12 protein-coding genes are annotated in these 11,870 nt (G+C 67.1%); 3 read left to right on the top strand and 9 right to left on the bottom strand.

What is annotated here, in order from left to right; genetic code table 11:
• Window positions 1-365: 365 nt before the first annotated feature.
• From slmA to argB, 3 genes are read right to left on the bottom strand one after another with little or no spacing between them, the layout of a single operon-like run.
• Entirely contained in the window at window positions 366-1,031 is a 666-nt protein-coding gene (gene slmA / locus KR541_RS16125; RefSeq protein WP_050017929.1) for a nucleoid occlusion factor SlmA, read from the bottom strand.
• Entirely contained in the window at window positions 998-1,789 is a 792-nt protein-coding gene (locus KR541_RS16120) for an HAD-IA family hydrolase (RefSeq protein ID WP_050017930.1), read from the bottom strand. The genes slmA and KR541_RS16120 overlap by 34 nt, the downstream gene beginning before the upstream one ends.
• Window positions 1,786-2,685, bottom strand: a complete 900-nt coding sequence (gene argB, locus KR541_RS16115; RefSeq protein ID WP_006490510.1) for an acetylglutamate kinase — start codon at window positions 2,683-2,685, stop codon at window positions 1,786-1,788. The genes KR541_RS16120 and argB overlap by 4 nt, the downstream gene beginning before the upstream one ends.
• Before the next feature lie 294 nt (window positions 2,686-2,979).
• Between argB and KR541_RS16110 the strand changes: the two genes are divergently transcribed.
• The 3 genes from KR541_RS16110 (at window position 2,980) to KR541_RS16100 (ending at window position 5,272) form a co-directional block, all read left to right on the top strand.
• Entirely contained in the window at window positions 2,980-3,204 is a 225-nt protein-coding gene (locus KR541_RS16110; RefSeq protein WP_050017931.1) for a cysteine-rich CWC family protein, read from the top strand.
• Between the two features lie 93 nt (window positions 3,205-3,297).
• Window positions 3,298-4,716: an ATP-binding protein gene (locus tag KR541_RS16105; protein WP_204383476.1), complete on the top strand. Its 1,419-nt coding sequence runs from the start codon at window positions 3,298-3,300 to the stop codon at window positions 4,714-4,716.
• A gap of 13 nt (window positions 4,717-4,729) precedes the next feature.
• Window positions 4,730-5,272, top strand: a complete 543-nt coding sequence (locus KR541_RS16100) for a response regulator transcription factor (protein WP_021156278.1) — start codon at window positions 4,730-4,732, stop codon at window positions 5,270-5,272.
• Window positions 5,273-5,339: 67 nt separating this feature from the next.
• Here KR541_RS16100 and hslU read toward each other — a convergent pair whose 3' ends face one another.
• From hslU to xerC, 6 genes are all read right to left on the bottom strand, one after another.
• A complete protein-coding gene (gene hslU, locus KR541_RS16095) occupies window positions 5,340-6,683 on the bottom strand; it encodes an ATP-dependent protease ATPase subunit HslU (RefSeq protein ID WP_050017933.1) in 1,344 nt (447 codons plus the stop codon).
• Between the two features lie 10 nt (window positions 6,684-6,693).
• Window positions 6,694-7,230 carry an ATP-dependent protease subunit HslV gene (hslV, locus tag KR541_RS16090; RefSeq protein ID WP_006477497.1) on the bottom strand — a complete coding sequence of 179 codons (537 nt, stop codon included), beginning with the start codon at window positions 7,228-7,230 and terminating at the stop codon, window positions 6,694-6,696.
• 236 nt (window positions 7,231-7,466) lie between these two features.
• A complete protein-coding gene (gene dksA, locus KR541_RS16085) occupies window positions 7,467-7,883 on the bottom strand; it encodes an RNA polymerase-binding protein DksA (RefSeq protein WP_006477498.1) in 417 nt (138 codons plus the stop codon).
• Between the two features lie 494 nt (window positions 7,884-8,377).
• The gene (locus KR541_RS16080) at window positions 8,378-9,460 is read right to left on the bottom strand and encodes a CobW family GTP-binding protein (protein ID WP_204383474.1); all 1,083 of its coding nucleotides are present in this window, start codon (window positions 9,458-9,460) and stop codon (window positions 8,378-8,380) included.
• 188 nt (window positions 9,461-9,648) lie between these two features.
• A complete protein-coding gene (locus KR541_RS16075; RefSeq protein WP_050017945.1) occupies window positions 9,649-10,863 on the bottom strand; it encodes a class I SAM-dependent rRNA methyltransferase in 1,215 nt (404 codons plus the stop codon).
• A 76-nt stretch (window positions 10,864-10,939) separates the two neighbouring features.
• A complete protein-coding gene (gene xerC / locus KR541_RS16070; RefSeq protein ID WP_050017935.1) occupies window positions 10,940-11,860 on the bottom strand; it encodes a tyrosine recombinase XerC in 921 nt (306 codons plus the stop codon).
• Between the last annotated feature and the right edge of the window lie 10 nt (window positions 11,861-11,870).

Below are 11,870 nucleotides of genomic sequence, written 5' to 3'. Positions count from 1 at the left end.
AATCTAGTTCGAGTACTAAATTTCTTTTAAGAATCGTCAAGGGCCGTGACTCGCATGCCGCACACCCGTGCCGGGACGTCGACGTTGCGGGAGCGCCGCAAGGATCGAGAGGCTGTCTGATGGATTCGGCTCGCCTCGGCGGCCGATTCAGGCAGGGATATATTGAGGATGGCGAATTAATGACGGCGTGCGCGGGATATGAACCCCGCGCCGATTCAGGCCGTCAGTACCGCGGGTGCGGACAGGTGAGGCGATGCCGTGTGCCACGGCGAGCGCGGAATCGGCGCCTGGGCATTGACGCGTGTCGCCAAGCGAGTGCGACGCCAGACGGCGTGCTCGCAGCGCGCACGTCCGCGCCTCGGGCGTTACTGCAGGATCAACCGCAAATGCGCATCGGCCTGCTCGCCCGGCGGCTTCTGGAACCCGCCCTTTGCGAAGCGGTGCCATCGGCCGATCACGTAGCAGACGAGCAGGCTCGCGCGGGCGGCCGGATCGTAGTCGGCCGGTAGCGCGAACGGTGCGGCGCCGTCCTGCGGCGCGTTGGCTTCCGTGCGCGCGACCCGAAGGCATTGCTTGACGGTCGCCTCGATCCGGTCGAGCAGCTGGTTTACGCGTTCGGTCAGCCGCTCGTCCTCGCCGACCAGCGCCTCGCCGGTCAGCACGCGTGTCATGCCCGGGTTCTTCGCGGCGAAATTGAGCATCGTCAGCGCGATCGTGCGCGCCTGCTGCACGCCGTTCGGCTCCTTCGCGACGATCTGGTTCACGAGCCCGAACAGCGCCTGCTCGATGAACTCGATCAGCCCTTCGTACATCTTCGCCTTGCTGGTGAAATGCCGGTACAGCGCGGCCTCCGACACGTCGAGCCGGGCCGCGAGCGCGGCGGTCGTGATTTTCTCGGGCTTCGGCGCCTCGAGCATCGCGGCGAGCGTCTGCAGGATCATCACGCGCCGCTCGCCCGGTTTCGGGCGCGGGCGGGACGGTGTGGCCTGGTCTTCCTTTACGGCGTGGTCCTGCGGGTAAGTCGGCTGCATTTCTGTCGCCCCGATCGTGTGCCCAGTCGCAGCGATTTTAACGAACGAATGCGCTGGTCGACATAATGCGGTCGGCCGATGTTCGGCAGATGGCCCGGCAGGTGGCCGGTGATCCATACGGTGCCGATGCCGAGGCGCTTGTAGCGCTTCAGGTGGCTGCGGGTGTCTTCTACGAGGATCGCATCCGTGAGCCGTGCATGCACGGCGCGCAAAGTCCTGCGCAGCATCGCACGATCGGGCTTCGCGCGCCACGTGCGGCGATCACGCATGTGCTCGATCGCGATCACGCGCTCGAACAGCCGCTCGATGCGCAGCTCCCGCAGCACCGCGCGTGCGTAGTTCGCGGGCGCGTTGGTCAGCACGAACTTGCGGCCCGGCAGCGCGGCGATGATGTGCGCGAGACCACGCTCTGCGCGCACCATTGCAGGCAAGTCGGAAAACGTGTGGACCACGCGCAGGAAGTCGTGCGGATCGATCGGGTGATGGCGCGTGAGGCCGAGCAGCGCGGCGCCGTAGCGCTCGGTATAGCCGTTGCGCAGGCGATCGGCTTCGGCGTGCCCGACCTGCAGCGCGTCGATGATGTATTGCGTCATCGCACGGTTGATCTCGGGAAAGATCGCGTGCGATGCGTGGTGCAGCGTGTTATCGAGATCGAACAGCCAGACGGGCGCGCCGGCACGCGGCCGGCTGCGCGAAATGCGCCGGCGTCGCAACGACGCCGGCAGGTCGGGGCTGGCAGGCGGGCGGCGCGCGCTCAATGCGAGCGGATCATCGTGCCGAACGGCTGCTCGGTCAGGATTTCCAGCAGCACCGAGTGCTCGATCCGGCCGTCGACGATGTGCACCGACTTCACGCCGCTCTTCGCCGCGTCGAGCGCCGACGAGATCTTCGGCAGCATGCCGCCCGAGATCGTGCCGTCTTCGAACAGCGCGTCGATCTCGCGTGCGGAGAGATCGGTCAGCAGGTTGCCGTCCTTGTCCATCACGCCGGGGATGTTGGTCATCATCAGCAGCTTCTCGGCGTTGAGCACCGTGGCGAGCTTGCCGGCGACGAGGTCGGCATTGATGTTGTACGACAGGCCATCCTCGCCGAAGCCGATCGGCGAGATCACCGGGATGAACGCGTCGTCCTGCAGCGCCTTCACGACCGCCGGGTTGATCGCCTCGACTTCGCCGACCTGGCCGATGTCGATGTACTGGCCCGGGTTGTCGCGGTCCGGCATCAGCAGCTTGCGTGCGTGGATCAGGCCGCCGTCCTTGCCCGTCAGGCCCACCGCGTGGCCGCCGAAGTGGTTGATCAGCATCACGATGTCCTGCTGCACTTCGCCGCCGAGCACCCATTCGACGACTTCCATCGTCTCTTCGTCGGTGACGCGCATGCCCTGGATGAAGGTGCCGGCCTTGCCGATCTTCTTCAGCGCGTGATCGATCTGCGGACCGCCGCCGTGGACGATCACCGGATTGATGCCGACCAGTTTCAGCAGGATCACGTCGCGCGCGAAGCCCTGCTTGAGCCGCTCTTCCGTCATCGCGTTGCCGCCGTATTTGATGACCACGGTCTTGCCGTGGTAACGGCGGATGTACGGCAGCGCCTCCGCGAGGATTTCTGCTTTCAGCGTGGGGGCGATCTGCGAGAGGTCGATGGGCTCGGACATGGCGGCGGCTCTGGCTGGGAACGGTTGAAACAGGCCGAATTGTACAGGAGTGGCGCAGCGCAGCATCGGGTTTTTGGGCCGGCCGGAACACCGGCGGCGCGAGGCGGGTACAGCGCGCGGCGGCCCGCCGGCTATGGCGCGGCGCGATTCGGGCGGCGCCGCGCGGGTGGCGCCGGCGGGCTGGCGCGCGTGAGTTTGCGGTGGATCTCGGCCACGCGGCCGACGTGCAAAATCCGGCCGCCGCGCTATGCTTGTCGCGTGGGGCGATGTCCCGCCCGCTTCCGCGATTGCACCATGACCGATTCCGCCGCCGACGCCCGTTCTGCCCCGCGCCGTGCGCGCTGCCCGCACTGCGGGCGCGGCTTCGACTGCGGCGCGCACACGCAGCCGTTCGACTGCTGGTGCGCGTCGATGCCGGTGCCGCCCGGCGGCGCCCAGCCGGCGGCCGGCGCACGCTGCCTCTGCCCCGAGTGCCTGGCCGACGAGATCGCGCGGCGGATGGCCGGCGCGGCCGGGTGACGGCATCGGCCGCGTACGCGTGGGCGGCCCGTTCGCCTCGTGCCGATCCGGCCCCGCTAGAGGCGTCGGGCGCTAAACGGGTAAACTGCCCGGATGCAACGAATCACCACCACCGGGCGCGTCAACCTCAGTCACCTGTTCTGGCTGCGCAATCTTGCGATCATCGGCCAGCTCGTGACGATCGGCGTCGTGCAGACCTATTTTGGCGTGCATCTGCCGCTGCCTGCGATGCTGATGGTCATCGCGCTCGAAATCGTTTTCAACGCACTGACCTGGGTGCGCGTGCTGCGCGCGCGGCCCGAGACCAATTTCGAGCTGCTCGGCCAGCTGTGGGTCGACCTCGGTGCGCTGTCCGCGCTGCTGTTCCTGTCGGGCGGGACGACCAACCCGTTCGTGTCGCTGTACCTGCCTTCGCTCGCGATCGCGGCGGCCGTGCTGCCGTGGCACCTGATGATCTGGCTCGCGGCGTTCGCCGTCGCCTGCTACGCGGCGCTCGGCTTCGATTCGGTGCCGCTCAACATGGACAACCCGGCGAACCTGTTCGATTACTACCGTACCGGGATGTGGGCGAACTTCATGGTCAGCGTCGGGCTGATCGCGTGGTTCGTCGCGCGCATGTCGAACGCGCTGCGCCAGCGCGACGCGGCGCTCGGCGAGGCGCAGCAGCATCTGCTGCGCGACGAGCGGGCCGTCGCGCTCGGCGTGCAGGCCGCCACCGTCGCGCATGAAATGGGCACGCCGCTGTCGACGATCGCGATGCTCGCCGAGGAGTTGCGCGACGCGGCGCGCGCCGATCCGGGGCTCGCACGCTACGAGGCCGACCTGAAGGTGCTCGAGGAACAGATGTCGCTGTGCACGTCGGCGCTCGCGCGCCTGCGCAGCCGCGCGAGCGCGCCGGCGAGCCGCCAGCCGGTGGACGACTGGCTCGACACGTTCGTCGAGCACTGGCGTCTGCGGCATCCGCACGTGCAGTTCGAACTGCTCGGCGCGCGCCCGGCGGGCGTCGCGCTCGACGATACGGTCGCGGCCGGCCAGATCCTGACGATCCTGCTCGACAACGCCGCGCGCGCGAGCCCGCAGCGCGTGACGCTGGCCGCGAAGGTCGCGCATGGCGGCACGGCCGACGAGATCGAATTCGAGGTATGCGACGACGGGCCCGGCATTCCGGCCTCGCTGCGCGAATCGCTCGGCGCGATGCCGGTCGACAGCACGCAGGGCGGGCACGGTGTCGGCCTGTATCTGGCGTTCAGTGCGGCCGCGCGGCTGGGCGGCGAGATCGAACTGTCCGACGTCACGCCGCGCGCGGCGGGCGGCAACGGGCGGGCGGGCAGTGCGGCGAATGGTCACGCCGCGGCGGGATCGGCACAGCGCGCGGGCCAGCGCCTGACCGAACGGACAAGCGGCGCGCCGGACAGCCGCGCGGCCGGCACGACCGCCGGGCGCGGCACGCGGGCCGTGCTGCGCCTGCCGGTCGTGCGCGTCGCGCTGCCGGCGGCCTCAACCAACACGTAGACGGAGAAACCCCATGAGCGAGAACAATTTCCTGGTGATCGACGACAACGAGGTGTTCGCGGGCACGCTCGCGCGCGGCCTCGAGCGCCGCGGTTACGCGGTCCAGCAGGCGCATGACAAGGAGGCGGCGCTGCGGCTCGCCGCGGGCGGCAAGTTCCAGTTCATCACCGTCGACCTGCATCTCGGCGAGGATTCGGGACTGAGCCTGATCGCGCCGTTGTGCGACCTGCAGCCCGACGCGCGCATTCTCGTGCTGACCGGCTATGCGAGCATCGCGACCGCCGTGCAGGCCGTGAAGGAAGGTGCCGACAACTACCTCGCGAAGCCGGCGAACGTCGAGTCGATCCTGGCCGCGCTGCAGACCAACGCGACCGAAGTGCAGGCCGACGAGGCGCTGGAGAACCCGGTCGTGCTGTCGGTGGACCGGCTTGAATGGGAGCACATCCAGCGCGTGCTGGCCGAGAACAACAACAACATTTCGGCGACCGCGCGTGCGCTGAACATGCACCGCCGCACGCTGCAGCGCAAGCTCGCGAAGAAGCCGGTGCGCCAGTAAGCGGCGCACCAACGAAAACGGGCGACCCCCGAAGGGGCCGCCCGTCTCGCATCCGGCGCCGCGCGCGTTACAGCACGTAGCGCGACAGGTCTTCGTCCTGCGACACTTCGCCGAGTGCGCGGTCGACATACTTCGCGTCGATCGTCACGCGCTCGCTCGCATGGTTGCCCGCCGAGAACGACACTTCCTCGAGCAGTTTCTCGATCACCGTGTACAGCCGGCGCGCGCCGATGTTCTCGGTTTTCTCGTTGACCGCGAACGCGATCTCCGCGAGACGGCGGATGCCGTCGTCGGCGAATTCGAGCTGTACGTCTTCGGTCGCGAGCAGCGCCTGGTACTGCTTGACGAGGCTCGCGTCGGTCGCGACGAGGATCGCTTCGAAGTCGTTCACCGACAGCGAATCGAGTTCGACGCGGATCGGGAAGCGGCCCTGCAGTTCCGGAATCAGGTCGCTCGGCTTCGCGAGGTGGAACGCGCCGCTCGCGATGAACAGGATGTGATCGGTCTTCACCATCCCGTACTTCGTGTTGACCGTCGTGCCTTCGACGAGCGGCAGCAGGTCGCGCTGCACGCCCTGGCGCGACACTTCGCCGCCGCTGCCTTCGTTGTTGCGCGACGTGATCTTGTCGATCTCGTCGAGGAACACGATGCCGTTCTGCTCGACGTTCTGCACGGCCTTCGTCTTCACTTCCTCTTCGTTCAGCATCTTCGCCGCTTCCTCGTCGGTCAGCAGCTTCAGCGCTTCCTTGATTTTCACCTTGCGGCGCTGCTTCTTGCCGCTGCCGAGGTTCGAGAACATCGAGCGGATCTGCTCGGTCATCTCTTCCATCCCGGGCGGCGCCATGATGTCCATGCCGACCGACGGCTGCTCGAGGTCGAGCTCGACTTCCTTGTCGTCGAGCTGGCCTTCGCGCAGGCGCTTGCGGAACGTCTGACGGGTTGCGTTGTTGTCGTCGTTCGCGTGCTCGGCATTGCCGCCGAAGCCGACCGCGCGCGGTTGCGGCAGCAGGATGTCGAGGATGCGGTCTTCGGCCTGGTCGGTCGCCTTGCTGCGCACCTTGCGCATTTCGGATTCGCGCGTCTGCTTGACCGAGATCTCGATCAGGTCGCGCACGATGCTGTCGACGTCGCGGCCGACGTAGCCGACTTCGGTGAACTTGGTCGCTTCGATCTTGATGAACGGCGCATCGGCGAGCTTCGCGAGGCGGCGCGCGATTTCGGTCTTGCCGACGCCCGTCGGCCCGATCATCAGGATGTTCTTCGGCGTGATTTCCTGGCGCAGCGGCTCGGCGACCTGCTGGCGGCGCCAGCGGTTGCGCAGCGCGACGGCGACGGCCTTCTTCGCCTTCGCCTGGCCGATGATGTGCTTGTCGAGTTCCGAGACGATCTCGGCAGGGGTCATGGTGCTCATGGGGCTGTCCTTACTCGATCGTTTCGATGATGCGGTTGTGGTTCGTGTAGATGCACATGTCGCCGGCGATCCCGAGCGACTTCTCGACGATCTCGCGCGGCGACAGCTCGGTGTTCTCGACGAGCGCGCGGGCCGCGGCCTGCGCGTACGCACCGCCCGAGCCAATCGCGCAGATCCCGCCTTCCGGGTCGAGCACGTCGCCATTGCCGGTGATCACGAGCGTGGTGGTCGCATCGGCCGTGATCAGCATCGCCTCGAGGCGGCGCAGCATCCGGTCGGTGCGCCAGTCCTTCGCGAGCTCGACGGCCGCACGGGTCAGGTTGCCCTGGTGCTTCTCGAGCTTCGCCTCGAAGCGGTCGAGCAGCGAGAACGCATCGGCGGTGCCGCCCGCGAATCCGACCAGCACCTGGTTGTTGTAGATCCGCCGCACTTTCCGCGCGCCACCCTTCATGACGATGTTGCCGAGGGTTACCTGGCCGTCGCCGCCGAGCGCGACCTTGTCGCCGCGCCGGACCGAAACGATGGTCGTGCCGTGAAATTGCTCCATCTGCGTTCCTTGAGAAAAACGGGGGAAGGCGGGGGCGCGGGGCGCCGCCGCGTAAATCTCGCAGTGCGCCGGGAAGCGGCCCGGCGCGCGTCCGTTTCATTTTAGGGCGGGCGCCGGGATATCAAGAGGGGAAGGCAAATCGGCCGGCGGCCGGGAATCGGTGCCGGAAAAACAAAAAGCGCGCGGCAGGCCGCGCGCTTTCGGGAAGCAGCGTGTTTGAGCGGAATGCCGCCCGATCAGTCGCCGAACAGCTTCTGGCGCAGCTCGCGGCGCTCCTGCGCCTCGAGCGACAGCGTGGCGGTCGGACGCGCGAGCAGGCGCGGAATGCCGATCGGCTCGCCGGTTTCCTCGCACCAGCCGTAATCGCCGGAATCGATGCGGGCGAGCGACTGCTGAACCTTCTTGAGGAGCTTGCGTTCGCGGTCGCGCGTACGCAGCTCGAGCGCGTGCTCTTCCTCGATCGTCGCGCGGTCGGCGGGATCGGGGACGATCACCGTCTCGCGCAGGTTCTCGGTCGTCTGGCCTGCATTCTTGAGGATGTCCGCCTGCAACTGTTCGAGCCGATTTTTGAAGAAGGCGAGCTGATCCTCATTCATGTAATCCTTGTCGCTCATCTTCAGGATTTCGGCTTCGGTCAAGAGTTTCTTCGTCATCTGCTTGCTTCTTCAATGTGCGGCAAATCGAGAGATATTGCCTGCACTTTGGGATTACCCGCAACCGCGTTTGCATTCATTTGCGATTTGCCGCCGCGGGGCCGAAAGCCTCTGGAAACCGGTTCTCAAATACCAGGATAGGCCTGGCGCGGAGTTGTGCGCGCTGCGAACCGGTGTGCTGCGCGGCACATCGCATCGGCCGCGGCCGGGAGGCGGATGGGCGATCCGGCGCGGTTGCGATGCCCGGAAAACTGGTTCAGCAAGAACCGGGCCTGTTTGTTGCCGTACTCCAGCGGGCACGTATTGTAACTGAATCGCAAGCGGGCGCCGTATCGGGTCGATCCCCGTCGGCTGCGCCAATATCTAGAAAATATAACGCGCAAATCGCGAAAAAGCGATGACGGCGAAACCCTGCCCGAAAAAGGCGCCGCGCGGCGGCCGCCACCGCCCGGGCTGGCGGCCGGGCGGCGGGGCGCGGCGGGCGCCCGCGCGGGTCAGGCGAGGCAGGCGTCGAGGCCGTCGGTGATCAGGTCCTGCGGCAGGTCGACGCCGATGAACACCATCTTGTTGGTCTTCTTCTCGACCGGCAGCCACTTCGCCGCGAGGTCGCTGCCCATCATCTGGTGCACGCCCTGGAACACGACCTTGCGGTCGACGCCCTTCATGTACAGCACGCCCTTGTAGCGCAGCATCCGCTCGCCGTAGATCTGCAGGATGCCGCCGAGGAAGTCTTCCAGCTTGTTCGGGTCGAACGGGCGGTCGTTGCGGTACACGAACGACTTGATCTTGTCGTCGTGGTGCGCGTGGTGGTGGTGATGATGGTGGCCATGGTCGTGATCGTGCGCGCATTGACCGTGATCGTGGTCGCAATTCGCGTGATCGTGATCATGGTCGTGATCGTGGTGAGCGTGCGCGTGATCGTCCTCGGCGAGGAAATCGGGATCGATCTCGAGCTTCGCGTTCAGGTTGAAGCCGCGCAGGTCGAAGATTTCCTTGATGTCCGCTTCGCCGAAATTCACGACCTTGATCGCGGCCTTCGGGTTCATGTGCATCAGGCGGTGCTTGAGGCCCGCGACAGTCTGGTCGTCGACGAGGTCCGACTTCGTGATGAACAGGCGATCGGCGAAACCGACCTGGCGCTGCACGACCTCGTGTTCGTCGAGCTGCGCGTTCGCGTGCTTCGCGTCGACCAGCGTGATGACCGCGTCGAGCAGGAAATCGTCGGCGATTTCGCTGTCGATGAAGAACGTCTGGGCGACGGGGCCCGGGTTCGCGAGGCCGGTCGTCTCGATCACGATGCGGTCGAAGTCGAGCTTGCCTTCGCGCTTCTTCGCGGCGAGATCGCCGAGCGTGCGCGCGAGGTCGCCGCGGATCGTGCAGCAGATGCAGCCGTTGCTCATCTGGATGATCTGCTCGTTCGAATCCTGGATGAGGATTTCGTTGTCGATGTTCTCTTCACCGAACTCGTTCTCGATCACGGCGATCTTCATGCCGTGCTGTTCGTTCAGGATGCGCTTGAGCAGCGTCGTCTTGCCGCTGCCGAGGAAGCCGGTGAGGATGGTGACGGGAGTGGCCATGTCAATCGCCTGTGGTTCGTGAATCGGGGTCAAAACAGGATGTGCGTCGCGCCCTCGCGCTGCGAGCCGGGGCGCACAACCAACAATTGAAACATACCTGTCAAGTTCCCGCCCGTCGTCCGGACGACAGGCGGCAACGCAGCGCCGCCAATGGGACGGGCGCGGTTGTCCGCGCTAGATCGGGGCGATCAGACGATTTGCAACAGCAGGCCCTTCAGATATTCGCCTTCCGGGAACGCGGCGAGCAGCGGATGATCGACGCCCGCGCCGAGCCGTTTCAGGATGCGCGCGTCGACCTTCGCGTCGGCGGCCGCGCCCGCGACGATCTTCTGGAACAGGTCCATGTCGATCGCGCCCGAGCACGAGTACGTGAACAGCAGGCCGCCCGGACGCAGCAGCTTGAAGCCGCTCAGGTTGATGTCCTTGTACGCGCGCGCCGCACGATCGACGCTGTCGCGCGTCGGCGCGAACTTCGGCGGATCGAGCACGATCAGGTCGAAACGCTCGCCTTCGTCGACGAGGCGGCGCAGCGTCTTGAACGCATCGGCGTCGAGCCAGGTCGCGCGTTCGGCGTCGAAGCCGTTGGCGACGACGTTCTGCTGCGCGAGCGCGAGCGCATCGCCCGACGAATCGATCGATACGACGCGTTTCGCGCCGCCCTTGAGCGCTGCGAGCGAGAAGCCGCCCGTGTAGCAGAAGCAGTTCAGCACGTCGCGGTCGGCCGCGTACTGCGCGACGAGCGCGCGGTTGTCGCGCTGGTCGACGTAGAAGCCCGTCTTGTGGCCGTTCGGCACGTCGACGTGATAGCGCACGCCGTTTTCGTTCGCGATCAGCGTCGCGGGCGGCGCGTCGCCGGCCAGTACGCCGGTCGTCTGTTCCAGCCCTTCCTTGTCGCGGATCGACACGTCCGAGCGCTCGTACACGTTCGGGCAGCCGGTCGCGCCGGTGAGCGCCGCGACGATCGCGTCCTTCCACGCTTCGACGCCCGCGGCCATGAACTGGCAGACGAGCTGGCCGCGCGGCGCGGCGCCGGCTTCGGCGGTATCCGCGACGTAGTAGTCGACGACCAGCCCCGGCAGCCCGTCGGCTTCGCCGAACACGAGCCGCACCGCGCCCGTGCCCGACACCATCGTCGTGCGGTGCGCGACCGCGCGCTGCACGCGGCGCTTGAAGAACGCGTGATCGATCGGCTCGTGCTCGTCGAAGCTCCACACCCGCACGCGGATCTGCGACTGCGGGCTGTACGCGCCGCGCGCGAGGAAGCGGCCGTCGTGCGCGCGCACGAGCACGGTCGCGCCGGGCGCGGGCTTGCCGTCGACGCGGTCGATCGCATTGGCGTAGATCCACGGATGGCGGCGCAGCAGCGATTTTTCCTTGGACGGCTTGAGGGTGACGGTTTGCATGATGAGATCGAAATGGGCCGCGCGCGACGCCGGCCGGTGCCGGCCGCCGCGCGCGGCGGGTAACACGGGGCGCGCGTCAGTCGCGCTTCTTCGCGCGCGGATGCGCGCTGTCGTAAATCTTCGCGAGATGCTGGAAGTCGAGCGACGTATAGATCTGCGTCGCGGCGACGCTCGCGTGGCCGAGCAGTTCCTGCACCGCGCGCAGGTCGCCGCTCGACTGCAGCACGTGCGTCGCGAACGAGTGGCGCAGCACGTGTGGGTGGACGTTGGCGGGAATGCCGGCGGCGAGCGCCGCGCGCTTCACGCGCTCGCGCACGACGCCCGGCGACATCCGGTTGCCGCGCACCGACACGAACAGCGGATGCGGATCGTGCTTCACGAATTCGTCGCGCACCGCGAGCCACGCGTTCAGCGCGTCGATCGCCTTGCGGCCGACCGGCACCTTGCGCTCCTTGTTGCCCTTGCCGCGCACGGTGACCTCGGCTTCGGCGAGGTCGAGCCAGCCGGCCGAGCGGTAGCTGTCGGCCTGCGTGTACCGGACGTCGAGCCCGACCAGCTCGGCGAGGCGCAGCCCCGACGAATAGAACAGCTCGAGGATCGCGTGATCGCGGATGCCTTCGGTCGTGTCGGGCAGCGGCGTATCCATGAGCGTGACCGCATCGTCGACCGACAGCGCTTTGGGCAGCGATTTCTCGCGTTTGGGCGCGCGGACCCCGGCGACGGGATTCGCGGGCATCTCGACGCGCTGCGCGAACCAGCGATAGAACGCACGCCATGCGGAAAGCCGGTGCGAGATCGAGCGCGCGGACAGCCCGGCCGCGTGCCCGCGCACGACCGCGCCGCGCATGTCGGCGGCGGTCAATGCGTCGAGCGGCCGGCCGGCCGCGAGCTTCTTCAGTTCGTCCAGTTCGTGCGTGTACGCGCGCAGCGTGTGTTCCGACAACTGCCTGACATGCTTCAGGTTCGACAGGTAGGCGGCGATCGGATCGTCGGTCATCGCGTGCGGC

Origin of the sequence: Burkholderia sola (assembly GCF_905400185.1) — a bacterium.
Lineage (GTDB): Bacteria > Pseudomonadota > Gammaproteobacteria > Burkholderiales > Burkholderiaceae > Burkholderia > Burkholderia sola.
The sequence above is the reverse complement of the archived record's forward strand: the minus strand, read 5'-3'. Positions and strand labels throughout refer to the sequence as shown.

Coding starts and splice junctions, on each gene's coding strand:
- slmA (WP_050017929.1), bottom strand. CDS start 1,031: ATGCAGCCGACTTACCCGCAGGACCACGCCGTAAAGGAAGACCAGGCC.
- argB (WP_006490510.1), bottom strand. CDS start 2,685: ATGTCCGAGCCCATCGACCTCTCGCAGATCGCCCCCACGCTGAAAGCA.
- KR541_RS16110 (WP_050017931.1), top strand. CDS start 2,980: ATGACCGATTCCGCCGCCGACGCCCGTTCTGCCCCGCGCCGTGCGCGC.
- KR541_RS16105 (WP_204383476.1), top strand. CDS start 3,298: ATGCAACGAATCACCACCACCGGGCGCGTCAACCTCAGTCACCTGTTC.
- KR541_RS16100 (WP_021156278.1), top strand. CDS start 4,730: ATGAGCGAGAACAATTTCCTGGTGATCGACGACAACGAGGTGTTCGCG.
- hslU (WP_050017933.1), bottom strand. CDS start 6,683: ATGAGCACCATGACCCCTGCCGAGATCGTCTCGGAACTCGACAAGCAC.
- hslV (WP_006477497.1), bottom strand. CDS start 7,230: ATGGAGCAATTTCACGGCACGACCATCGTTTCGGTCCGGCGCGGCGAC.
- dksA (WP_006477498.1), bottom strand. CDS start 7,883: ATGACGAAGAAACTCTTGACCGAAGCCGAAATCCTGAAGATGAGCGAC.
- KR541_RS16080 (WP_204383474.1), bottom strand. CDS start 9,460: ATGGCCACTCCCGTCACCATCCTCACCGGCTTCCTCGGCAGCGGCAAG.
- KR541_RS16075 (WP_050017945.1), bottom strand. CDS start 10,863: ATGCAAACCGTCACCCTCAAGCCGTCCAAGGAAAAATCGCTGCTGCGC.
- xerC (WP_050017935.1), bottom strand. CDS start 11,860: ATGACCGACGATCCGATCGCCGCCTACCTGTCGAACCTGAAGCATGTC.